Raw genomic sequence first — 23,891 nt, 5'->3', positions numbered from 1 at the left:
GCGCAGCACCGCCTACGGCTTCCACGTCCCGCGCGCGACCGCCGGGATGAACGTGTCGACGCCGCGCGCGGGGAAGGCGAGCGTCTTCCCCTGCTCCGCGCTCGCATACGCCGTCATCAGGAGCCTCACCACCTCCACCCCGTCGGCGAAGGTGAGGCGGGGCGCCTCCTTCCCCTGGAAGACCCGCACGAAGTGCCGGTCCTCGTCGGTGTAGCCGTAGGCGAGGTACTCCTGGGGGACCACCGGCATCACCCCCTGCTCGGCGTTCTGCTTCTCGACCAGGTCCTCGCCGGCACGCCCCGTCACCGCGCGCGAGAAGAACAGCTGCAGGCCGCTGTCCAGCGAGTTCCACCGCATCGAGTACTCCGGCCCCAGCAGCTCCGCCGACAGCCGCAATCCTGCGCCCACGAACGACCACGACGTGCTCGCCTCGCCGATCACCCGATGCCCGTCCGCGGTCTCGAACTCGATCGTCACCGAGGCGAAGTCCTCCGATGGCGCGCGGGCATAGTCCACCGCCTTCCCCATCGTGGCCTTCAACTGCCTGGCGTACCTGGGGCGCGTCCACTTGAGCGAGGCGATGTGCCCCGTCACCCGGACCGGCTTCACCGAGTCGAGCGCGTCGCCCGGGCGGGTGAGCAGGTGCCGCACGACGAGCGCCGAGTGGCACATCATGTCGTTGAGCACCCCGCCCCCTTGCAGGCTCCCGCGCCAGAACCAGGGGGCGTGCGGCCCGCTGTGCTCCTCGGCCGCCCGCGCCAGGTACGGGCGCCCGGTGGTTGCGGCACCGCGCGCCCACAGCAGCGCGCGCCCCGCCTCCACGTGGGGCGCGAAGAGCTGGTTCTCGAGATAGCCGGTCGCCAGCCCCACCGACGCCACCATCTTCTGCACCGCCTTCGCCTCGGCGACGTTGCGGGCCAGCGGCTTCTCGCACGCGATGCCCTTGAGCGTCCCCTTGCCGCGCTTGATGGTGTCGACGATCTCCTCGACGTTCTCGATGCGCGCATGGTTGGGACCGCACAGCCAGATGGCATCGATTGCCGGGTCGGCGACCATGGCGGCAATACTCTTGTAGGGCTTGGCGGCGCCGACGTCGCATTCCTGCGCGAGGCGGGCGGCGCTGGCGGCATTGCGCGCGTTGGGGCTCCAGACCCCACGGACGTCGGCATCACGCACGCCGCGCCACCCCTGGATGTGGAAGCGCGTGTTGAAGCCCGAGCCGATGAAACCGATCCCGAGGGGCATGGCGGAGCAGGGGGTGAGGTGTCGAGGGGCGGTGACCGGCGGAATGTGCGGGCGGTGCCGGTGAGCCGGAAGAGGACGAGCGGGTGTGGAGGGCTGGCGCATCCGGTGCCACATTTCCCCCCGCATCGGATCGTGCGGGCCGACGCGTCACCCTTCCCGCCTCACCACACCCCTCATGTCGCGCCTTCGCCTTCCGCACCCGGTGGTGCTCCTCCTGCTGGGGATCGTCATCGCCGCCGTGCTCACGTGGGTCCTCCCCGCCGGCGAGTACGAGCGGCGCGACGACCCCGCCACCGGGCGCCGCCTGGTGGTCGCCGGGACCTACCAGCGCGTGCAGCCGACGCCGGTCGGCCCGTTAGGCGCCCTGGTCGCCGTTCCGCGGGGCCTGGTCGAGGGAGCGGAGGTCATCGTCTCGATCCTCTTCGTCGGCGGCGCCTTCGCCCTGGTGGAGCAGTTGGGGGCGCTCGCGCGCGGCGCCCAGGCCATCGTCCGGCGCTTCCGGGGACGCGGAATCTGGGCCATCCCCGTGGTCGCGGTCATCTTCGCGACGTTCGGGGCCATGGAGAACATGCAGGAGGAGATCATCGCCCTCGTCCCGGTCCTCCTCGTCCTGGGGCGCGGACTCGGCGTCGATGCGCTCACGATGGTGGCCGCCAGCGCCGGGGCGGCGGCGGTCGGATCCGCGTACGGCCCCACCAACCCGTTCCAGGCCGGGATCGCCCTCAAGCTCGCCCAGCTCCCCCTCCTCTCGGGCGCCGGATTGCGCCTGGCGATGCTCGCCGTGGGGCTGGCCGCGTGGATCGCCTGGACGATGCGCCACGCCCTCCGACACCGCTCGGCGCCCGGCGCCGGGCACGACGAGGCATTGCCCGACCCGTTCACCCGGCGGGATGCCCTCGCCGTCACCCTGACGCTCGTCGCGCTCGTCACCTACGTCGTCGGGGTCCTCCGCTTCGACTTCGGCTTCAACGAGCTCTCGGCCCTCTTCTTCCTCGCCGCCGTCGTGATCGGCGTGGTGTCGGGGCTCGGGGTCAGCCAGGGGATCGCCGCCTACCTCAAGGGGATGGAGACGATGGTCGGTGCCGCCGTCCTGATCGGCGTCGCGCGCGGCATCTCCGTCGTCCTCACCGACGGACGCGTGATCGACACCATCGTCCACGGGCTCGCATCACCGCTGGCCGGGCACCCTCCCGCCATCGCCGCCCTCCTCATGATCCCGATTCACGCCCTCATCCACGTGGCCGTCCCCAGCGTCAGTGGCCAGGCCGCGCTCACGTTGCCGGTCATGGTCCCGCTCTCCGACCTCCTCGCCCTCTCGCGCCAGGCCACCGTCATGGCGTACGAGACGGGCGCCGGGCTCACCGAGCTCCTGACCCCGACCAACGGGGCGCTGATGGCCATCCTGCTGGCGGCGGGGGTCCCCTACACCCGGTGGCTCGCCTTCGCGGCGCGCGGGTTCGTCGCCCTCCTCGCCGTGGGCATCATCGGCACGCTGGCGGCCATGGCCTTGTAGCGTCGTGCGCGTCGCCCCGGCCGCGGCACCCTCGCTCCCGTCCGCCGCCTAACGACCCTCATCGCCGCCGCCACCCCCGTCGCGGCGCACGGCCCGCATGACCACGACGGTGATGTTGTCCCGTCCCCCGCCGTCGAGCGCATCCTGCACCAGCTGCTCGCACACCTCGCGCGCCGAGGTCATGGCCAGCAGGCGCTCGCGGATGCGCTCGTCGCTCACGTGCTTCGTCAGCCCGTCGCTGCACAACAGGTGGGTCGTGTCCCAGTCGTTCTCCACCCCGGTCACGACCGGGGCGCTCTGCGTCCCGCCAATGGCGCTGGAGAGGATGTTCGACAGCCGGCTCGCCTTCGTGTCGCCGCGCGTCAGGACGCCCATGTCGATCAGCTCCTGCGCCATCGTCTGGTCGCGCGAGACCTGCGTCAGCTGGCCGTCGCGCAGGAAGTAGTACCGCGAATCGCCCACCTGCAGGAGGTAGATGCGCGGCCACACACCAAGGAAGAGGGTGAGCGTGGTGGCCATGCCGCGCCGCCCCGGGAGCTGGGCGCTGCGCCGGTTCAGCTCCTCGTGCACGCGCAGCGCCGCCGATTCGAGCGTCGCCCGGAACTCGTCGTCGTTGCTCGCGTCGGCGGTGTAGAAGCAGTGCGCGCTGTTGCTCACGAACCCCGTGATCGCCTCGAGGGCGAAACGCGAGGCCTCCTCGCCCGCGTCCCCTCCCCCCACCCCGTCGGCGACCATCGCCAGGAAGGCGAGCCGGTTGGTGTCCCGCGTCGCCCCGGCCAGCGCGGGGAGGCTCGTCAGGTGCACCCGCATCTGGCGGTGCAGCGACGCCACCATGAAGTGATCCTGGTTCTCCGGCCGCACCTTGCCGGGATGCGTCAGGCCGAAGACGTCGATCTCCTCGTCCGTGGGCTTGCGCACCGCCGGGAGCCCGCCCTGCACGTCGCGTCTGGCCATCGCTCTCCTCCGCTTGGTTCCGCCGCAGGGCGGCGCCCGGCGCTACCAGGGCGTCGTTCCCGTCAGCGCCCGGTGCACGAGAGTCGGGTGCTTCGCCGGGCGGTCCGTGCGATTGGGAATCTCGCGGATCATGAACTCGATCACCAGCCGCGCCCCGGGATCCACACGATGAGTGGACCCGTGCCCCGCGTCATGAGCCGGGGTCGGGGTCAGGCCTTGGGAGTGCGCATCCGCGTCAGCCCTTCCTGGGCGACCGATGCGACCAGTTCGCCGTTGCGCCGATAAACGGCTCCCCGCACGAATCCGCGCGCCCCCGCCGCCGCCGGGCTGTCCATGGCATACAGCAGCCAGTCGTCCGCACGGAAGGGACGGTGCATCCAGACCGAGTGGTCCAGCGACGCCATCTGCAGCCCCGTGGAGCGGAAGGACAGGCCATGCGGCCCCAGCGCCGTCGGCAGCAATCCATGGTCCGATGCGTAGGCCAGCACCGCTTGGTGGATGATCGGATCGTCGGGAAGCGGAGCGACGGCCCGGAACCAGACGAATCGTTCCGGTGCGCGGACGTCGGGGTGGAACGGGTCGCTTGGCGCCACCGGGCGGAAGTCGAGCGGGCGATCCTGCGTGAGGACGGGGCGCAGCGACTCGGGAATGCGATCGGCCATTTCCCGGATCAGCTGCAGCTCGGGAGCAAGCTCCTCCGGGGGCGTCACCCCCTTCGGCATCTCGTCCTGGTGCTCGAGCCCCGGCTCGGACACGTGGAACGACGCCGAAAGATTGAAGATCGCCTGCCCATGCTGGATCGCCGTCACCCGCCGGGTGGTGAAGGAATTCCCGTCGCGCAGCCGGTCGACGAAGTAGACGATGGGGGCCGCCAGGTCACCGGGGAGGATGAAGTAGCCATGCACGGAGTGCGCCTCGCGCGCTCCCTCGACGGTGCGCCGCGCCGCCACCAGGGCTTGGGCGAACACCTGGCCACCGAAGACGCGTCCCGTCCCCACGTCGCGATTCCGGCCACGATAGATGTTGACCTCCAGCGGCTCGAGGTCGAGCAGGGTGAGCAGGGCGTCGATCGGACCGGACATCTGGGAGTGAGGATCGTGTTGGGTGGTCTGGATTGGCATGCGTGCTAACCGCTGCGGCACACGTCTTCGGCGAATTCTGCCCTTGGGGAACCCCAGCCGGGAGAGGGGAGTAAGCCTCTAGGTTGCCTTACCGACGCCCCCCGGACCGCATGTCGCCCATCCACCGCGCACCCCGAGCTCCCACCGCCTCTCGCCTTCGTCCCCTCGTCGCGGCGGGAGCCCTCGCCCTCTCGGGGCTAGCGGTGGCCCCGCTCGTCCCGGAGGGCATGGTCGGCGCTCAGTGGAACGGCGACGCCCGCCCCCCCGTCTTCGGCATGGGGGAGTCGATGATCTACGACGTGAAGTACGGGATGTTCAACGTCGGAACCGCCCGCATGGAGATCGTCGGGCTCGATACGCTGCGGGGGCGCCGGGTCTGGCACACCAAGCTCGAGATCAAGGGCGGGATTCCCGGCTATCGCGTCCACGACGTCCTCGAGAGTTGGATCGACGTCGAGACCTTCAACTCGCTCCGCCACCGGCAGGAGACGGTCGAGGGGAAGCGGGAGCGGATCAAGACGTACGAGATCTACCCGGAGCGCGGGGTCTATCGCGAGAACGGGAAGCCGGAGCGCCCCACGGTGGAGCACCCGCTCGACGAGGGGGCGTTCATCTACTTCGTGCGCAACCAGCCGCTCGAGATCGGGCGCACCTACGACTTCAACCGCTACTTCATCCCCGACCGCAACCCGGTCACGGTCATCGCCCACCGCCGCGAGGAGCTGACCGTCCCGGCGGGCACCTTCCAGACGATCGTCGTCAAGCCGATCATCAAGTCGAAGGGGGTCTTCTCCAAGAACGGGCGCGCCGAGCTCTGGTTCACCGACGACGATCGCCGCCTGATGGTGCGCATGGAAACGCACGTCATCTTCGGCACGATCTCGTTGCAGCTGAAGGAGTTCTCGGCGGGGAGCCGGATCCGCTAGTACGGAAGCCCCACGCGCACCCCGACGGCGCGCGGGGTGACGATCGGCGACCACGAGTAGCCGCGTCCGGTACGCCCGGTAATCCCGCTACGCCCGCTACGCCCGGCGCCGGCGCCGGGCGACGACTCCCCTTGCGGCTCCCGTGGTGACGGCAGCGCCGCGCGCCCCCGCGCCACCGTCACATGCGCCACCCCCCCGCCGATCATCAGCGCCAGCGGATAGTCGCTCGCCCAGTGCACGCCGTTGTTGACCATCGTGAACCCCAGTACCGCCATCAGGGAGTAGCCCAACGGACGGATGAAGCGCTTCTCGGGATAGTTGAGCGCGACGATCTCCACCGTCGACATCGCCGCCGCCATGTGCCCGGACGGCATGGCGTCGTAGGCCGGGACGTTGTCGTTGTAGTCCCCCGGGGCCGGGAACGGGCGCCACCGGCCGCGCGGCTGCGTGGATTCGTTAGGCGTCTGCCGGCCGAACGAGCGCTTGAGCAGCTGCGTGTACACGCCGAGCGAGAGGAGCCCGGAGGTGATCTCGCTCGCCGTCGTGCGGGCCCGGTTGTCGTCCTTGCGGAGGCCGTGCACCAGGAACCCGCCGGCCACCAGCAGGTCGGTCGTCCCGTCACCCAGGAAGTACAGCGCCGACCCCAGCGTCGTCGGAACCGGGAGCTTCATCCCGGCGAAGCGCAGGTTGATGGACGGGTGGTTCGGCGGGAGGCCGACCTGCCGCGCCAGCATGCGCGTCTTGTCGAGCACGTACTCGTCGGCTGCGTACAAGGCGAGCGTGCTCACGGCCGCCACCCCCCACTCCGGGAGCGTGCTCGGCTCCACACCGAGCGCGAACGCCCCGCCGACGGTGGCCGGGATCTCGCGCAGCGCGCGAAGGCGGACAGGGCGCCGGTACTCGAACGTCCCATGCCCCCCGAGGTCGAAACGCTGGGCCGGGCCACGCATCCGGGTGGCGACGACCCGGGCCCCGGCCGCACCGCCCGCCCCCCCGCTCCCCATGCCCCGCTCGCCACCGCTCGGCCCCGCGAATCGCTCGGCACGCTCGGCACGCTCCAGCGAATCGACCACCGGAGGGAGCTGCCCCTCCGCGCGCGCTCCCGCGGCGCCCCACAGGAAGGGGGCCAGCCATCCCAGGACCTGCCGCCGTCGCATCACCCCGAGCATGACATCAACCTAGCCTGCCGCCCGACATGCGTCTGCACGCGCTGCGTGTGGGGGGAACATCGTCCGGCGGTGTCCCCCCCGACCCTCTACCGGCTCCCCCGATGCCATGCCAGCGATTGCATCCCGCTCAGCGTCCCTAGCGCCGCGCCGGTGACCACGTCGCTCGGCCAGTGGGCGTTCTGGTACATGCGGGCGATGCCGACGGAACCGGCCGCGCCGTACAGCACCGACCGGATGAGCCAGCGCTGCGACGGATACCGCGCCGAGAGCTCCCTGGAGAGCACGGTCGCGACGGCGAACGCCGCGCTCGTGTGCCCCGATGGGAAGGAGGCCAGGCGGGCGTTGAAGAAGCCGCCGCCGAGATGGTATTCGTCCGGGTCGTCAGGGCTGGCGTTGGGGCGTGACCGTCCGACGAGTCCCTTGATTCCGACCGTCAGCGCACCGCTCAGGAGGACCGCCTGCGTCGACTCCACGCCGAGATGCTCCACGAAGTCATTGCCGGACATCGCCCCGCCGGCCCAGAGCGCCGCACCTAACGACAGCGGGACGGTGCCCCCGAGCGACGCGGCGACCACCGACGCCCGCTGCGCGGTGCCACCCGGGGTTCGCAGCCGGGCGATTCCGCGCATCACCGGGGCGTCGGCGAGCGAGACCAGCGCCGACACCCCCACCGCCGCGACCGACATGCGGACGAACGCCGGCGCCGTGCGCGCCACCGCCTCCACGTGCGCTGCCGGCATCCCCGGCACCACCCCCGCCGGCTGCGCCATCACGAGCGGCAGCCGGGGGTCGTACGAGTGACGGAGGGTGTCGGACGGGAAGGCATCGGCGTGGATTGCAGCTGACGAGCTCTCCTGCGCGCCGGTGCACGGCGCACAGATGGCGATTCCTCCAGCTATCACGGCGAGCAGCGTTCGGCGCACGAATCCTCCAGGGAGCGGGCGTGGGATCGCACCTTCGGACCGGCGCATAACGTGCCGCCGAACCCGGCCCGGCGCGAGGGGGAGCGGTCGGGCCGCCCGTACGGTCGACCCCCCACAGTTTGGCGCCGGCTCCCTACACGGCGCGTTAATGAGACGCGCCCCAGTGGCCCGGCGGGGGGCAGCGCTCCAGGACGCCTACTTGAGGGCGCCGAGCACGTCCGAGAAGTCGTCGGTCCAGACGCGCACCGGCGCCGAGGGGGGCAACACCTCCCACCCGGCCTGGCGGACGAGCGGTGCCAGGGTGTGAGCGTGCGCCGCCAGCGCGATCCACCGCGACCCGTAGTACAGCTTCGCCTTCTGGGCGTCGTCGACGTCGCGGTTGACCGTCGCCCCCGCCAGCCGTGCGTCGCGCGCCAGCTCCACGAGGACGGGCCCAAGGTCGAGGTACCGATTGCTGATGTGGAAGGCAATGATTCCCCCGGCGCGGAGCTTCCTGGCATACAGCTGCAACGCCTCGCGCGTCATCAGGTGCACCGGGATCGCGTCGGAACTGAAGGCGTCGAGCATGATGAGGTCGAACGACGAGTCGGGGGCCTCCGCCAGCGACAGCCGCGCATCGCCGATCACGATCTTCACATCGGGCTGGCAATCCCGCAGGTAGCTGAACAGCTGCGGCGTGCGGGCAATGGCCACCACCAGCGGGTCGATCTCGTAGTAGGTCCACCGCTCGCCGGGGCGCGAGTAGCAGGCGGTCGTCCCCGCGCCCAACCCGACCAGCGCCACCGCCCGCGCCGCGACAGGATCCGTCGCGTAACGAAAGAGGTCGCCCAGCGGCCCCTCGCGATGGTAGTACGTGAGCGGCTCGGTCCGGCGGCTGGCAATCACGCTCTGCCCACCGTGCGTGGTGGTCCCGTGCTGCAGCAGGTGATAGTCCTCCCACCGGCGCACGCGATACACGCCGAAGAACGAGCGCCCCCGGTACAGGTCGTCATTCGTGGCGCGCAACCCCAGGTCGGTCGCGAAGAAGATCGCCGCCGCCCCCAGCGCCAGCCGCAGCGGGCGCTGGTAGAACGACGCGGCCATGAATGCCGCCACACCGAGGTAGCCGTACAGCCCGTACGTCGCCCACTTCCCCGGAAGCGACGGCAACCGGTAGCCCAGCGTCACGAAGCCGAAGAGGAGCAGCGGGAGCGCGAAGTCGAGCGCCAGCGCACGTCGCGCATGGCCCCGCGTGCGCCACATCGGGCGCAACGCGAGTGCGACGATGATGGCCAGGGGATACTCCAGCACCCGGTCGTACAGCACGGGCGCCAGGAGGACGTTGTAGGCGCCGCCCAGCACCCCACCGAGCGACATCCACAGGTAGAACTCCGTCAGGTGCTCGGCGCGTGGACGCGAGTCGGCGAGCTCGCGGTGGCACGCCATCGCCATCACGAAGAAGGTGACGAGATGGAACGCCGCCGCTGCCGCGAGATGGCGCGCCGGGTTCGCCCCGATCACGATGACGATCGTGAGCCCGAGGGCCGCCTGCAGCAGGAGGATCATCCGCCTGTTGAGCGGCGGACGGCGGGCGAAGACCAGGATGAAGGTGAGCAGGTACAGCGCCAGCGGCCCGACCCACAGGAAGGGGACCGAGGCGATGTCGGTGCTCAGGAACGTCGTCACGCCCAGGAGGAGCGATGACGGGGCGAACGACAGGAGGACCCAACGCAGGCGCCAGGCAGGCGTGGGGACGATGCTGGGGAGTACCACCGCGTCGTCTCGGGTCCCCCCCCCATCCTCTCCCTCGCCCGTTCGCTGGGCAGCAGACGGGGCGGCGGCGTCCATCCTTCGCCACACCCACGTCGCGCTCCCCGCCGCCAGCACGAGGGCGATCAGGATGCCGTACCCACGCGTCCACTGCGCGCTCTGCGCGCCCAGCGGCAGCGTCGGCTCGATGAGCGTGGGATACGCCAGCAGGGCGACGAAGCTCCCGGCATTGCTGGCCACGTACAGGAAGTACGGGTTCGCCGCCAGCGGATGGCGCGTGGATGCAAACCATCGCTGGAGCATCGGCGCCCCCGCCGCCAGCAGCACGAAGGGGATGCCCAGCACGGTGGCCAGGCGCGCCAGCAGCCAGGTGACCGCCTGCCCCGTCCCTCCCGTCGGAGGCAGCGGCGACGCCGACACGGCGATCGGGAGGAGGGCGACCGACGCCGTGAGGAGGACGAGATGGACGACTACCTGGCGCGCAGGCGCGAGCCAGCGCGAGGTGAGGTGGGCGTACAGGTACCCCGCCATCAACGCCCCCTGGTAGAACAGGAGGCACGTGTTCCACACGGCCGGCGCGCCACCCAGCAGCGGCAGGACCATCTTCGTGAACATCGGCTCCACCACGAACAGGAGCGCGGCATTCAGGAAGGTCGCCACCGCGAAGATCGAGACGACGATGCCGGGAGAGACCGCCGGGTTCATGACGTCCCTCGGTGACGCCGGCCCATTCGCTCAGCGCGCCACGCGGTTCCCGGCAATCCACACCGAGTCGATGCGGCGCACGTTCGCGATGTCGACCAACGGGTCGGCGTCCAGCACCACGAAGTCGCCCCACTTCCCGGGCTCCAGCGTGCCGAGGTCGCCATCGAGCTTCATGCAGCGCGCGGCGTCCCGGGTGGCGGCGGCGATCGCCTGGCGGGGGGTGAGGCCAGCCTTCACCATCAGCTCGAGCTCCATCAGCTCGAAATACCCCTGGAAGCGCCCCACCGGACCGGTGTCGGTCCCCATCGCGATCGTCACGCCGGCGTCCGACAGGCGCTTGAGATTGCGGCTGGCGACATCGAGCGCGGCCTTGTAGCGCTGGGCGCTCGCGCTGGCGCGCACCGCCGCCTGGCGCGCCGGGTCCATGGCCGACGCCATCCACTCGCGGTTGGCATGCGCCAGGAAGAGCGGATCATCGAACCAGGTCGGCGTCGACTCGTACACGAAGGTCGACACCTCGCGCATCAGCGTCGGGCTCACGCAGACCCCGCGCGACGTGAGCGCGCCGATGAGCCCCGCATCCACCTCGGCGTCGCGCACGCTATGCGCCACCAGGTCGGCCCCGGCCGCGAGGAGCGACTCGGCATCGGCGAGGTAGAACAGGTGCACCGCCACGCGCTTCCCCCGGCGGTGCGACTCCGCGATCACCTCGCGATACGCCTCGGCAGGCATCTTCGGCGTTGTCCCCAGGTTGTCGTCGACCCGGATCTTCACCATGTCCACCCCCTGCGCCACCGCCGCCCCCACCTGCGTGCGGGCCCCCTCCGCCGTGGTCGGATCGAGCACCGGCCCCGCCACGAAGACGCGGGCACGTGACTGCGTCGGCGCATCCTGTGTCCGGCGCGCGGCGAACACTTCCTGCGGCTCCCCCCCCAGCGAGTACACGGTGGTGACACCATAGGCCGCGTAGGTCGCAAGGTCGCGCACGCCGTTCACGTGCCCATGCGCGTTGATCAATCCCGGCATCACGGTCTTCCCTTCCAGCGCGATCCGCTCGGCGCCGGCGGGAATCGGAACCTCCGAGGCCGGGCCCGCCGCGACGACGCGACCGTCACGCACGACGAGCGTCGCATTGGCAATGGGCTCCCGGCTGGTGCCGTCGATGAGCCGGGCGCCGGTGAAGGCGCGGACGGGCGACTGCGCGCCGACCACACCAGCACTCGTGATGTAGAGGGCGCACGCGACGAGAACGGATGATCGGAACATGAGGATTCGTGATCGGTGTCTGGGGTGGGTTCAGGCGGGACTCGCGCCGACCCCGAGTGCGATGTCGCGCCACCTCCCTTGGCGGAAGCGCCAGACGGACAGCAGGCATCGCGTGACGTGCCCGGCAAGGATGGCGCGCCAGATGTCCCATGGATCGAGCGTCGAATACCGCCGCACCAGCCAGCAGATGCCCAGTGGGATGACCACCTGGGAGACGAGCGAGATGTACAGCGGGCTCCGCGTGTCCCCCGTCCCCTGCAACCCTCCGGTGTACGTGAGGGCAACGGCAATGAAGATGCCGGAAACGCTCAGGTAGCGCAGCAACTCCGCCCCGAGATCGAGCACCACGGGGTCGCTCATCCCGAACAGCCCCAGGAGCGTGCGCGGAATGGTGAGGAACAGGATGCCGATGCTGGCCGCGCCGATGGCGGCGATCCGCGCCGCCTCGAACGCCGAGCGCGCGGCGCGCTCCGGCTGTCCCGAACCGAGGCTTTGGCCCGCCACGGTCGCCACCGCGCCGGTGAGCCCCGTCGACGTCCACGTGATGAAGGAAAAGAGCTCCGTGTACCCGACCGCATAGGCCGCTTGCGCCTGACCGCTCAGCGCCAGCGAGCCGACGAAGCCGAGGAGCATGACCCCGCCGACATTCATGGCTACCCCCTGTACCCCGCTCGGGAGGCCAAAGCGGAAGAGCGCCCGGATGATCTCCCAGTCCGGACGCAGCGCGCCGGTGCGCGGGAAGCGCACCACCCACGTCCCGTTCCACAGCTTGTAGAACGAGTACGCACCGACGCCCCCCGTCGCGATCGCCGTCCCCATCGCCGCGCCCGCGGTGCCGAGTGCGGGAATGGGACCGAGCCCGCGGATGAGGATCACGTTCAGCACGATGTTGAGGAGCGTCACCGCCACCCCCAGACGCAGCGGCGTCCGCGCATCGCCCGCCGACCGCAGCGCTCCGCCCACCATGTAGAACTGGAGCATCCCGACGCCGAAGACGAACATGATGCGCAGGTACGGGAGAGCCTGCGCCCGCACGCCGGGGGCCGCGTTCACCAGCGACAGCAGGTGGGGCGCCGCGAAATAGCCCACGGGGGCGAGGACGCCGAACGAGAGCACCACCGACACGAGGAACGCCTGCTCCACGGTGCGGTTCACGCGCTCGGTGTCGCGCGCCCCGACGAAGCGCGCCACCAGGACGCTCATCCCGATGAAGAGCGACGAGATGAAGGCGATGACGACCAGGTAGATCTGCAGCGATACGCCAATGGCGGCGTTGCCGGTATAGCCGACGTAGTGCCCGACCATGGCATGGTCGATCACGCCCTGCAGTCCCCCAATGACGTTCTGCAGCATCGTGGGCCACGCGATGCGCCAGATGGCCGGGAGAAGTGGGCCGTCGGTGATCGTCGTGTCGTACGACGCGGCCGACCTGCGCGCGGGGGTGTCGCTCACGCGTGGCGATGCGGGGGATAGGAGTGGACTACGGTTCCCGCTTGCCGGTGAACGGCGCACTCCCCATGCCGGCCATCTCGAGCGTTCCCTTCATGTTGTCCTTGTCCACCAGTACGCCGACGAACAGGAAGGGGGGCATCCCCTCCGTCCCCCCCTTCATCTCCAGGCGAATCGTGTCGCCCTTGATCGTCCCCTCGAGCGGACGTGTCCCCATGCGGGGCGAATCGTAGGTCCCGGTCACCTTCTCCCCGTCCTGCTTGAGGACGACCGCAGGATACCCGGTCCCGTTCTCGGTCACGACGGCAAAGGCCCACCTGCCGGTGACATCCACGCCCTTCTGCTGCGCCTGCGCAGCGGTTGCGCCGAGGACGAGGGTGGCGAGGAGCGTCATGATGAATCGCATGCGGGACATGAGATGACTCGTGGAGAGGCGTGGTGAGGCGTGATGAGGCGTGGGGCCCTGGCGGCGTGGTCAGATCCACGGCTCCTGAATCCTAACCCGGCAAACCGCACGCGCACTACACCGGCCGCTACCCGAGGTTGCTCTCCCCCGAACCCGCGGCGTTCCCTCCCGCGGTGTCGCCCGGCGGCACGGCGCCGTCCTTCCGATCGCTCCGTCCCGCCGGCGCGACCCTGGCCCCGTGCGTCACGACCAGGCGCGCCGGCGCGGCACCGGCGCCCCGGGCCGTGCCGACGACGATGAGGAGGACCATGCCGTGGAGGGCGGTCGCCGTGGCGGCTCCCGGCATGGGGGTCACGCGGCCGACGGCGCCCCGGCGAGGAGTGCGCGCCACGCGGACGCGATGGCGATGGCGGCGTTGCGCGCGCCCGGAGACACGCTCGTCATGTGCAGGAAGCCGTGCACCAGCGATTCGTTCCGCAGCTGCCCCACCCTCACCCCCGCTCGTCGCAAGGCACCGGCGTACTCGTCGCCCTCGTCGCGCAACGCGTCGAAGCCGGCGGTGACCACGAGCGCGGGAGGCGCCAGCTGCAAATCCGGGCATCGAACCGGGCTCACGCGTGGGTCGCGGCGCACCGCGACGTCGCTCCCCAGGTACATGTCGCGGAATGCGTCGATGTCGGCCGTATCCAGAAAGTATCCGGCCCCGAACGTAGCGCGCGACGGCGTTGCCGCCTCCGCATCGGTGGTTGGATAGACGAGCAGCTGCCCCGCCGGCGATCTCCCCTCGCCCGCGAGCACCTGCGCCGCCACGGTCGCCAGGTTCGCCCCCGCACTGTCGCCCCCCACCCCCACCAGTCGCGGGTCCGCGCCCAGCGACGACGCATGCCGAAGGGCCCAGCGGAGGGCGGCGCAGGCATCGTCCACCGGTGCGGGAAAGGGGTGCTCGGGCGCCAGGCGATACGCCACGCTCAGCACGTGCATCCCCGCGTGGCGCGCCAGCAGCCGGCACGGTTCGTCGTGCGTCTCCAGGTCGCCGAGGGCGAAGCCCCCTCCGTGCAGGTAGACCAGGAGCGGTGGACGTTCGCCGGCCCCCCCCGGTGCGGCGTAGAGCCGCGCCCGGAGCGTGCCGTCTCCCCCCTCGATCGCAACGTCGCGCACGCTCGCCACCGGCGTCGGGGTGCCGGTCACCGACGCCGTCTCGCGTCGGTACGTCGCGCGCCGCGCATCGACGTGCGCCGCGGAGAGCGGCGGGATGCGCCGGCGCAGGCGCACCATGCGCACCAGCTGCACGTGCGGGTCGAGCGTCATTCCATCCACCACGTGCGGTCGCTCTCCCAGGAGGCGCAGGACGGCCGCTCCCGGCACGTGCGACAGCAGCCGCGCCCCCGCCCCCTGCAGCGCCTCGACGAGCGAGGGATGCACGCTCGTCGCCTTCGCGTCAGGCATGCGGCGCCTCGCCGTTCGTCACCGGATGCGGCTTCGGAGGGGGCGTCACGTCGTCCTCACAGTGCAGCTCGACCAGGAAGATCACCCACCGATGCGCGAGCCCCGGGTTGGGCCCGAGAAGCCCCCGCCCAGGATGGCACGTCGCGCGACATGCTCAGGCTCCGGGGACGGTCGGGGAACCGCGAAAGTGGCGCCAATTCGTCGCACGGGGGAGGGGCGTCGGAGTAGCTTTCATGAAGCCCTACTCCCCCTACCCGGCAGGTATTGGATGAAGAAGCGCGTCAACTACGACTTCGAGCGTCGCAAGAAGGAGCTCGATCGCCAACGCAAGAAGGACCAGAAGCGCGAGGAGAAGCTGCAGCGCAAGCAGGACGCGCAGCGACTGGCCGAGCAGGGAACGGGCGACGCCGTTTCGTCGGACGACGGCATGGCAGGCTCGACCGAGAAGTAGCTGGCGGCACTACCCATCGGTGCACCACGTTAACGCTTCGGTCACCAGCGTGCAGTCCCACCTGACGAGGATGTCCCCATGATGCGTCGCACCGCCATCGTCGCCGCCCTTCTGCTTCCGGCCTGCACCGTCCAGCGGGTCGTCCCCTCGAAATCCTTCGTGGCGGCCGATGACCACGCAATGCACATGAGTGCCGCCGACCTGGCGGCGCCTCGCACGGTCTTCGGAACGGCCGACGCGGCGCAACAGGACCGCCCCGGGCTTCCGCCCAGCGCGCGCGGCGCCGCCGCCCGCCTCGCGGCCACCCCCCGGCACGGTGAATGGGTCAAGATCCCGTGGGGGGCCGGCGCTGGCGATTCGCTGATGGCGTGGATCGTCTACCCGAAGTCGGCACAGAAGGCGCCGGTCGTCGTGGTGGTGCACGAGATCTTCGGGCTCTCGTCGTGGGTGCGCGCCGTGGCCGACCAGGCGGCTGCCGACGGCTTCATCGCCATTGCCCCCGACTTCCTGTCGCGCGTGCGCGGCGGCCCCAGCTCGGTGGAACTCCCAGCCGACTCGGCGCGCCGGCTCATCGGCGGTGTCGATGCCGCCGAGCGCAACCGGGCCATCGTGGCCGCGGCCAACTTCGCGATGATGCAGCCCGCCGCCACCCAGAAGTACGCCGTGATCGGCTACTGCTGGGGCGGTTCGACGACTTTCATGCACGCGGTGCACGGCGGCGTTGCCGGCTTCGCGGGAGGCGTGGCGTTCTACGGCCTCCCCTACATGCGCGGCGGCTCCCCCGCTACCGCGAACGCCCCGGCGGTCGCGGCGTCCATCGATGCCGACTCGCTGAAGAAGATTCGCGTCCCCATGTTGCTCCTCAACGGATCGAAGGACGCGCGCATTGCCGCCGCGATGCCGCAGCTCGACTCGATCATGAAGGCGCTGGGCAAGCGCTACACGGGCATCAACTACGAAGGGGCGGTGCACGGCTTCCTGCGCGCGCAGGACGACCCAAAGGCCCAGCGTGATGAAGCCGAAGAAGCGGCGAACTTCGCGGCCACGAAGGACGCCTGGCCGCGGACGATCGCGTTCCTGAAGCAGAACCTCGGGGTAAAGTGATGAAGCGCATCCTGCTCCTCGCCGCGCTGGCTGCGGCGTGCTCCCCTCGCCCAGGCGCCACCGGTGCGTCCAAGGCCGACCTCGCCCGCTGGGAACAGCAGGCCCAGAACGTCACGATCACCCGTGACGACTGGGGAATTCCCCACGTGCACGGAAAGACCGACGCCGACGCCGTCTTCGGCCTCATCTACGCGCAGGCCGAGGACGACTTCAATCGCGTGGAGACGAACTACCTCTACAGCCTCGGCCGCCTGGCCGAGGCGGAGGGAGAGTCGCAGATATACCGCGACCTGCGCCAGCGCCTCTTCATCAATCCCGACACGCTCAAGGTGCTGTACGACGGGAGCGAGCCGTGGCTCAAGTCGCTGATGAACGCCTGGGCCGATGGCCTCAACTTCTACCTCGCCAGGCACCCCGAGGTGAAGCCGCGCGTCATCACGCGCTTCGAGCCGTGGATGGCCCTCTCGTTCAGCGAGGGGAGCATTGGCGGCGACATCGAGGACATCTCGCTCCGTGACCTCAAGGCCTTCTACGGCGGCGACAGCGTCGCCAGGCAGGTCTCGGCGGTCGGTGACCGCACCCCGCGTGAACCGTCGGGCTCCAATGGCTTCGCCATTGCCCCGTCGAACACCGCCAACAAGCACGCCCTCCTCCTCATCAACCCGCATACGTCGTTCTTCTTTCGCGAGGAGGCGCACGCATCCAGCGACGAGGGGTTGAACGCCTACGGCGCCATCACCTGGGGGCAGTTCTTCATCTACCAGGGGTTCAACAACACCGCAGGATGGATGCACACCTCCAGCGGCGCCGACGTGGTCGACGAATGGGCGGAGTCGATCGTCAAGAAGGGCGATTCGGTCTACTACGAGTACGGGAGCGAGCAGCGCCCCCTGCGCACCGAGACCCTCTCGATCGCCTACAAGTCCGGCACGGGGCTGGCCACCCGGGAGTTCACGGTCTACCGCTCGCACCACGGCCCCATCGTTCGCGAGGATGGCGGGAAGTGGATCGCCGTGAACCTGATGAACGAGCCCGTGAAGGCGCTCACGCAGTCGTACACGCGCACCAAGGCGAAGAACTACGACGAGTTCCGCAAGTCGATGGAGCTGTACACCAACTCGTCCAACAACACGATCTTCGCCGACGCCGAGGGGAACATCGCCTACTTCCACGCCAACCATGTCCCCCGGCGCAGCACGCGCTTCGACTGGAGCAAGCCGGTCGCCGGCAATGACACGATGACGGAATGGCACGGCGTGCACTCCATCGACGAGAGCCCGCACGTGAAGAACCCGCCGGTGGGGTGGATCCAGAACACCAACAACTGGCCGTACACCGTGTCGGGCCCCAACAGCCCGAAGAAGTCGGACTATCCGGCGTACATGGACGAGTACCTCGAGAACCCGCGTGGCGTGCACGCCATCCGCGTCCTCGAGAACAAGAAGGACTTCACGATCGAGTCGCTCATCGCGGCGGCGTTCGACAGCTACCTCCCCGCCTTCGCCGACCTCATTCCCCCGCTCGTCAAGGCGTACGACCAGGCCCCGGCCGGCGACCCGCTCAAGGCCAGGGTCGCGGAGCAGGTCGACTCGCTGCGCCGGTGGGACTACCGATGGTCGGCGACCTCGGTCCCCACCTCGCTCGCCGTCTTCTGGGGCGAAGTCATGTGGCGTGAGTCGAGCGCCGATGCCGACAGCGAGGACATGCCGGTCTACGACTACATGGCGAAGCGGACGACGGGCACGCAGAAGCTGCAGGCGCTGGCAAGGGCGTCGGACTCGATCGCCTCGGGATTCGGCACGTGGAAGACGCCGTGGGGCGAGATCAACCGCTTCCAGCGCCTCACGGGCGACATCGTCCAGCCGTTCGATGACGCGGGGCCGAGCATCCCCGTCCCCTTCACCTCGGCCCGTTGGGGATCGCTCGCCTCGTTCGGCGCGCGCGCCTACAAGGGGACGCACAAGTGGTACGGGACCAGCGGCAACAGCTTCGTCGCAGTGGTGGAGTTCGGCGACAGCGTACGCGCCAGGGCCGTCACCGCCGGCGGCGTCAACGGCGACCCGAAGAACAAGCACTTCAACGACCAGGCCGAGCGATACGCCAGCGGCAACCTGCGTGAGGTGTACTTCCACCGCTCGCAGCTGCAAGGGCACATCGAGCGCGAGTACAAGCCGGGGCAGTAGCGCCCCGGCTCGCTCCGCGCCCCGGTCATGCGCATCGTCGGCGGAAGGCTCGCGGGGCGCGACCTCTACGGCCCCAGGGACCCGCGGGTTCGCCCCACGGCCGAACCCGTGCGCGGCGCGCTGCTCGACCATCTCGCCGGCGAGATCACTGGCGCACGAGTCCTCGACCTGTTCGCGGGAACCGGGGCACTCGGCCTCGAGGCGATCTCGCGCGGTGCGGCCACGGCAGACTTCGTGGAGTGGCGCCCGACCTCACTCCACGCGCTCAAGTCCAACATCACTTCCCTCAAGCTGCGCGATCGTACCCGCATCTTCAGGAAGGACGCGATCCGCTTCGCCGAGGCGCTCACGGCCGATCGATACGACGTCGCCTTCGCCGACCCGCCGTACGAGTCGCGCCAGCTCGACTGGGTCATTCGCCTGTGGCACGACCTGGCCTTCTCGCGGGTGCTGGCGGTGGAACACGCCAGCACCCACCCCCTTCCCCCCGGCACCGCCACACTCGACTTCGGGACCACGCGAGCGACGATCTATCGCCACCCCGTGGGCCCGGTGACGACCGCCGAGCCGCCGGCTACGACGACACCTTCGCCGAAGCCTTCACGACGGGCTTGAAGAGGAGCCCGTTCTTCGTGATCGAGTTGCCGCGCATCACGAAGGAGTTGTCCAGGTCGAAGTCGATCAGCACCGTCGACGTGCTGTCGTCGCCAACGGGGATCGGCTTGGTCAGGACGATCTTGATCCCGGTACGGGCAGCACTCGGGAAGGTGACCGACGGCGAGCTCGCTCCCGTCAGGATCATCCCGCTCTTGAGCGTGATCCCCGACTGCGACGGATCGATGACCAGGCGGAAGCCGCGGTAATTCCCCTGCGGGACCGAATCCTGGCCGATGTCGGCCACCGTCCCGTTTCGCAGCGTCAGCAGGTCGTAGGACCGGTTCGGACGGGCGATCGTCGTCCACCCCGCCGAGCTCGCGCTGTCCTCCGAGAGCGCGGTAGATGCCTGGGCCGAGTCCGGCTCGGCCAGCCGGGCGTCGACGCGAACCACGAAGATGTCCACGCTCTGCACCGAATCGTACGGGAACGGGGCGTCGGTCAGCTGGACGCGAACGAGTCCGTTGCCGCGAACGCTCGAGGTCGAATCGCCGCAGGCCAGGGCAGTGGTGGCAGCGGCCAGGATCAGCAGTTTTCGCATGATGTATGAGTGCAGTTGAGGGTGGGGAACGCGCGAGTCGCGCTCGGCCCGATACACAGACACGATGCATCCCCATCACCGCAACCCGCGCCCCCCCGCGTCACTTGGCGAGTGTGACGCACCCCCCTGCCAAGCATGAGGTCGACGCCACGCCCCAAGTGTCCGCTCCCGCGGTTGCCGATCGCGACCACGTGGGACCATGCTTCGTCGCAGCTCGCGCGGCGACCCCCCTGGCGCCCCCGCTCGCTCGCTTCCTCGACATTTCCACCCCCGTTCCGGTGTCCCAGTACATCGCCCGCCTGGCCCTTCTCGTTCGCGACTACGACGAAGCCATCGCCTGGTTCACGAACGTCCTCGGCTTCCGCCTCCTCGAGGACACCCCCATGACGCCGGAAAAGCGGTGGGTCGTCGTGGCTCCGCCCGGCGACGGTGCCGTGTCGATCCTCCTCGCCCGGGCGGCGAACGCCGAGCAGCTGTCGGTCGTCGGACGGCAGGGCGGCGGACGCGTCTTTCTCTTCCTCCACACCGACGCCTTCGAACAGGACTACGCCCGCATGCGTGAACGGGGCGTGAACTTCATCGAGCGGCCCCGCGACGAGGATTACGGTCGCGTGGTCGTCTTCGAGGACCTGTACGGCAATCGATGGGACCTGGTGCAGCGCCACCACCGGTGAGACGGCTGTCCGGCAAGCGCCGACCGAGATCGCGGCATTTCCGCGCTGGAGCGCGACGGCGCCTGCTGCTAGCCTAAACGTGGGGTGACGGACGGCCTCAGGGTCCGTGCCCCATGCATCGGGAGGATCCATCTCATGTCGCGCATCAGTATCTCCATGCTCGCGATCGCCGCCGCACTCGCGGCGTGCGGCCAGCAGGGAAAGGAACCCGCACCGGCCGGTAACGAAGGCGCCGCGACGCAGCGCCCCCCCGGCCTCTCCCCACTCTTCGAGGCGCTCCCGGCCCAGGCCCCCGCGCCGATCGACAACCCGACGACGGCCGAGCGAGTCGCGTTGGGCCACAAGCTCTTCTTCGAACCCAAGCTCTCCCGCTCGGCGACGATCTCCTGCAACACGTGCCACGTGGTCGGTGCCGCCGGCGTCGACAATCGCTCGGTCGCCATGGGCGAGGGGGCACGCACCGGACCTCGCAACAGCCCTACCGTATTCAATGCGGCATTCCTGAAGGCACAATTCTGGGACGGGCGTGCCCCTACACTCGAAGAGCAAGCCAAGGGGCCCATTCAGGCGCACGTCGAGATGGATCTCACACCGGATGAAGCGGTCCAGCGCCTCCGCGAGACTGGGTATGCCCCGCTCTTCGCCCAAGCGTTCGACAGCGACACGACGGCACTCACCTTCGACAATCTGGCCAGGGCGATCGCGGCCTTCGAGCGCACCCTCCTGACCCCGGGGGCGCCGTTCGACCATTACCTCGCTGGCGACACCGCGGCACTCGGCCCCGACGCGCGAGCCGGACTCGCGCTCTTCCAGCAGGCTGGGTGCCTGGGCTGCCACAATGGTCCCCTCCTCGGGGGCAACGGCTACGCCAACTTCTCGCACGTGCAGGGTTCGAAGGACGTGGGACGTGCCTCCGTCACCGGGAACGCCGCCGACAAGTGGGTCTTCCGCGTCGCCCCGCTGCGCAACATCGCGGTGACCCACCCGTACTTCCACGACGGCTCGGCCCGGACGCTGGAGGATGCGGTGGCCATCATGGGCGACTCGCAGCTCAAGCGGAAGCTCACCCCCGACGAAGTGCGGCAGCTCGTCGCCTTCCTGAACTCGCTCACCGGGGAGTTCCCGAGCGTCCCCTATCCGCAGCTCCCGCGCGCGTTCCCCGCGGCGGCGCCGGCAACCGAACCGTAAGGTGACACGGCGCGTATGAACGAAGGCGCCCCGGCCACGCATCCGCGTCGCCGGGGCGCACTCGTGTTGGTCGCCTCACGTCCCGGGGCGATATCTCCGGATCGTCGCCTTTTCCACGTCCTGCGGCGTGAACGCGACGCGCTTCATCTCGCCGCGCGCGAACATCGCCGCCTGGTCGGCGAAGTAGGGCGACTCCGGGCGAGCGCTCTGCCCGTAGGCCAGCACCGAGTAGGCGCGCGGCACCGGGGTGAACTCGACCGCGAGGACCCACCCGTCACCGCCGCGAGCCACACGCTTGCCGTCAGGTGCATCGGAGTACTGGATCACCCGGAAGCACCCCAACGCCCCGGTGCATCCGCCGACGGGAACGTCCACATCGCCGCGCCGCACCCGGTGCACGGCACCCCACGCCACGTCGGCGCTGCCATGCCGGCGCGTCACCTCGCTCACGGCCCAGGCGAAATCGGCGGCCGCTCGCGCCGGGTCGGCGAGCCCGTCGGGAGTGTCGTTCGGCGCCGCCGACGTCCATGGTCGCGCGAAGGTGCGACGCATGCGCTCGGCCATCGGGAGTCCGCGCATGCCGTCGCCTCCCTGCAAGTGGCGGGTGTACCACGCTTCGAACAGCACGCCGCCACGCGACTCGGGGTTCGTGGTCCGGTCCCATTTCGCGATGATCTCTGCTGCGGCCGCTACTTCGGGCGTGGGCGAGCTCGCGCGCACGGCGGCCAGCAGGTCGTCGGCCAGTCGCTCGCCGGCGAGCATCCGGTTGGAGTGCTTCAGACGCACCACATCCTCCAGCGTCATCTTGCGCATCTGGGTGGCCAAGCGGATGCCGAGCTGCGAGCGGAAACCCAACGCCGGGCGCGAGAAGTTCGACGGGAAGCGCGTCGAGTCCATGATCGCGTTGAGGTTCGTATAGTGGAACGGGTCGTTCGACTGCTGGATGTATCCCCCCGGCGGGTTGAGCAACTGCGGGAGCGAGTCGAACGGGACCATGTCGCGCCACATGTCGGCGCTCGTGCGCGCCGGGATCGCCACCGAGTCGCCCCCCGAGGGATGCGGCAACTGCGGCACGGTGGCGTTCCACACATAAAAGATGTTTCCCTTCGAGTCGGCGTACGTGAGGTTCGACGTGGTGTGGGCGCGCAGGCGCATCGCATCCTTCCACTCCTCGAGGGAGCGCGCGCGCATCATGCGCAGGAACTGCTCGACCTTGCGAAACTCTCCCTCAGCCGGCCAGCGCACGACATACACCTTGCCGTCGGCGCGCTCGATGACCGGCCCTACGTGCGTGCGCCACATGGTGCGCACCTCCGACGAGAGCCCGGGACCGTTGCGGTACTCGGCGACCACGTCGATGCGTTGCAGCGGGTGACTCGTCCCGTCCAGCAGGTAGCGGTCGATGCGCGCGCTGTCGACGTCGAGCGCGTAGATCGCCTCGAGGTCGGTGTTGTTGTTCGTCGTGGCCCACCCCAAGTGGCCGTTGAACCCCCCGATCAGCTGGGCGGGGTTCCCGATCCGGAAGTCACCGTAGAAGTCCATCACGCCCGGCACCGTGACGTGCGCCTCGTAGTAGCCGGCGCTCCAGTCCAGGTGCGGGTTGCGCAGCAGGATCGCGCGTCCCGATCGCGTGCGCGACGGGGCGAAGGCCCACGCGTTGGAGCCGTCGCCCTCGCGCGCCAGCGAGTCCGCGCGCGCCCTCTCACGCCGGCGCTGGGCGCGGTCGGTGAAGGCGCGTCCGGACGGAGGCACCGCCGGCTCCATCCACAGCGCCGCGACGTCGACGCCGGTGAAGTCGCTCGGCATCCATGCCGGGATGTCGGTCGGGTTCCGCCGGACGTAGTCATTCACTCCCTGCGCGAAACCCTCGTACACCTGGCGCGTCTCTCGTTGCAGCTGAAGCCACGTCTCGGCGGCCCGCGTGTGCGCCAACCGCGCGCCGAAGTCCCGCTCGAGCGAGTCGCGCCCGAAGTAGCGCCCCAGGTGCCCGCGCGCGCGCACCAGACCGTGCGCCACGCGCGCGCCGTAGTCCTCGAGTTGCACCCACGCCATCGCGTAGCCGAAGGCGCCCAGGTCCTCGGCCAGGATGTGCGGGATACCGTGCGTGGTACGGCGAATCTCCACGCGGTCCGCATATGGCCGCGGGGATTGCGCCAGGGCGACGGCCGGCGCCAGGACAAGTACGGCCGTGAACAGTGACAAGCGACGCATGGGAATGGATGGA

21 protein-coding genes are annotated in these 23,891 nt (G+C 69.9%); 8 read left to right on the top strand and 13 right to left on the bottom strand.

Annotation, left to right across the window (positions count from 1 at the left end; all coding sequences use genetic code 11):
* Positions 1-12: 12 nt before the first annotated feature.
* Positions 13-1,245 (bottom strand): dehydrogenase, encoded by a 1,233-nt coding sequence (locus ABS52_02780; protein ODT05087.1) that lies wholly within the window; start codon positions 1,243-1,245, stop codon positions 13-15.
* Positions 1,246-1,420: 175 nt separating this feature from the next.
* Here ABS52_02780 and ABS52_02775 point away from each other — a divergent pair, with 175 nt between their 5' ends.
* Complete coding sequence (locus ABS52_02775) at positions 1,421-2,758, top strand: hypothetical protein (GenBank protein ID ODT05086.1); 1,338 nt, start codon at positions 1,421-1,423, stop codon at positions 2,756-2,758.
* Positions 2,759-2,806: 48 nt separating this feature from the next.
* Here the strand turns inward: ABS52_02775 and ABS52_02770 are convergent, their stop codons facing one another.
* Positions 2,807-3,712 (bottom strand): hypothetical protein, encoded by a 906-nt coding sequence (locus ABS52_02770; protein ODT05085.1) that lies wholly within the window; start codon positions 3,710-3,712, stop codon positions 2,807-2,809.
* A gap of 209 nt (positions 3,713-3,921) precedes the next feature.
* Complete coding sequence (locus ABS52_02765; GenBank protein ODT05084.1) at positions 3,922-4,794, bottom strand: acyl-CoA thioesterase II; 873 nt, start codon at positions 4,792-4,794, stop codon at positions 3,922-3,924.
* 242 nt (positions 4,795-5,036) lie between these two features.
* Between ABS52_02765 and ABS52_02760 the strand changes: the two genes are divergently transcribed.
* The gene (locus ABS52_02760; GenBank protein ODT05083.1) at positions 5,037-5,759 is read left to right on the top strand and encodes a hypothetical protein; all 723 of its coding nucleotides are present in this window, start codon (positions 5,037-5,039) and stop codon (positions 5,757-5,759) included.
* Here ABS52_02760 and ABS52_02755 read toward each other — a convergent pair.
* The 8 genes from ABS52_02755 to ABS52_02720 all read right to left on the bottom strand — a co-directional run bounded on the left by ABS52_02755 (position 5,756) and on the right by ABS52_02720 (position 14,872).
* Entirely contained in the window at positions 5,756-6,928 is a 1,173-nt protein-coding gene (locus tag ABS52_02755; protein ID ODT05082.1) for a hypothetical protein, read from the bottom strand. The two genes, ABS52_02760 and ABS52_02755, sit on opposite strands and share 4 nt — an antisense overlap.
* An 86-nt stretch (positions 6,929-7,014) precedes the next feature.
* Positions 7,015-7,899 (bottom strand): hypothetical protein, encoded by an 885-nt coding sequence (locus tag ABS52_02750; protein ID ODT05081.1) that lies wholly within the window; start codon positions 7,897-7,899, stop codon positions 7,015-7,017.
* Between the two features lie 147 nt (positions 7,900-8,046).
* On the bottom strand, positions 8,047-10,305 hold the full coding sequence (locus ABS52_02745) for a hypothetical protein (protein ID ODT05080.1): 2,259 nt from the start codon (positions 10,303-10,305) through the stop codon (positions 8,047-8,049).
* Positions 10,306-10,335: 30 nt separating this feature from the next.
* Positions 10,336-11,571 carry a hypothetical protein gene (locus ABS52_02740; GenBank protein ID ODT05079.1) on the bottom strand — a complete coding sequence of 412 codons (1,236 nt, stop codon included), beginning with the start codon at positions 11,569-11,571 and terminating at the stop codon, positions 10,336-10,338.
* A gap of 30 nt (positions 11,572-11,601) precedes the next feature.
* Positions 11,602-13,023, bottom strand: coding sequence for a hypothetical protein (locus ABS52_02735; GenBank protein ODT05078.1), 1,422 nt, complete (start codon positions 13,021-13,023; stop codon positions 11,602-11,604).
* A 28-nt stretch (positions 13,024-13,051) separates the two neighbouring features.
* A complete protein-coding gene (locus ABS52_02730) occupies positions 13,052-13,435 on the bottom strand; it encodes a hypothetical protein (protein ID ODT05077.1) in 384 nt (127 codons plus the stop codon).
* A gap of 118 nt (positions 13,436-13,553) precedes the next feature.
* Positions 13,554-13,817 carry a hypothetical protein gene (locus ABS52_02725; GenBank protein ID ODT05076.1) on the bottom strand — a complete coding sequence of 88 codons (264 nt, stop codon included), beginning with the start codon at positions 13,815-13,817 and terminating at the stop codon, positions 13,554-13,556.
* Positions 13,778-14,872 carry a hypothetical protein gene (locus ABS52_02720; protein ODT05075.1) on the bottom strand — a complete coding sequence of 365 codons (1,095 nt, stop codon included), beginning with the start codon at positions 14,870-14,872 and terminating at the stop codon, positions 13,778-13,780. The genes ABS52_02725 and ABS52_02720 overlap by 40 nt, the downstream gene beginning before the upstream one ends.
* Before the next feature lie 268 nt (positions 14,873-15,140).
* On the opposite strand from ABS52_02720, the gene ABS52_02715 reads away from it, so the two are divergent.
* The 4 genes from ABS52_02715 to ABS52_02700 all read left to right on the top strand — a co-directional run bounded on the left by ABS52_02715 (position 15,141) and on the right by ABS52_02700 (position 19,225).
* Entirely contained in the window at positions 15,141-15,323 is a 183-nt protein-coding gene (locus tag ABS52_02715; GenBank protein ODT05074.1) for a hypothetical protein, read from the top strand.
* A 78-nt stretch (positions 15,324-15,401) separates the two neighbouring features.
* On the top strand, positions 15,402-16,427 hold the full coding sequence (locus ABS52_02710) for a hypothetical protein (GenBank protein ODT05073.1): 1,026 nt from the start codon (positions 15,402-15,404) through the stop codon (positions 16,425-16,427).
* Entirely contained in the window at positions 16,427-18,610 is a 2,184-nt protein-coding gene (locus tag ABS52_02705) for a penicillin amidase (GenBank protein ODT05072.1), read from the top strand. The genes ABS52_02710 and ABS52_02705 overlap by 1 nt, the downstream gene beginning before the upstream one ends.
* Before the next feature lie 27 nt (positions 18,611-18,637).
* On the top strand, positions 18,638-19,225 hold the full coding sequence (locus tag ABS52_02700; GenBank protein ODT05071.1) for a hypothetical protein: 588 nt from the start codon (positions 18,638-18,640) through the stop codon (positions 19,223-19,225).
* Here the strand turns inward: ABS52_02700 and ABS52_02695 are convergent.
* Positions 19,185-19,862, bottom strand: a complete 678-nt coding sequence (locus ABS52_02695; protein ODT05070.1) for a hypothetical protein — start codon at positions 19,860-19,862, stop codon at positions 19,185-19,187. The two genes, ABS52_02700 and ABS52_02695, sit on opposite strands and share 41 nt — an antisense overlap.
* 221 nt (positions 19,863-20,083) lie before the next feature.
* Here ABS52_02695 and ABS52_02690 point away from each other — a divergent pair, with 221 nt between their 5' ends.
* Both ABS52_02690 and ABS52_02685 read left to right on the top strand, forming a co-directional pair.
* Entirely contained in the window at positions 20,084-20,479 is a 396-nt protein-coding gene (locus ABS52_02690; protein ID ODT05128.1) for a hypothetical protein, read from the top strand.
* A 135-nt stretch (positions 20,480-20,614) separates the two neighbouring features.
* Entirely contained in the window at positions 20,615-21,667 is a 1,053-nt protein-coding gene (locus ABS52_02685; protein ODT05069.1) for a hypothetical protein, read from the top strand.
* A gap of 75 nt (positions 21,668-21,742) precedes the next feature.
* Here ABS52_02685 and ABS52_02680 read toward each other — a convergent pair whose 3' ends face one another.
* Entirely contained in the window at positions 21,743-23,878 is a 2,136-nt protein-coding gene (locus ABS52_02680) for a hypothetical protein (protein ID ODT05068.1), read from the bottom strand.
* Between the last annotated feature and the right edge of the window lie 13 nt (positions 23,879-23,891).

It is taken from the genome of Gemmatimonadetes bacterium SCN 70-22, assembly GCA_001724275.1.
GTDB lineage: Bacteria > Gemmatimonadota > Gemmatimonadetes > Gemmatimonadales > Gemmatimonadaceae > SCN-70-22.
This window is presented reverse-complemented; position numbering and strand designations above follow the sequence as displayed.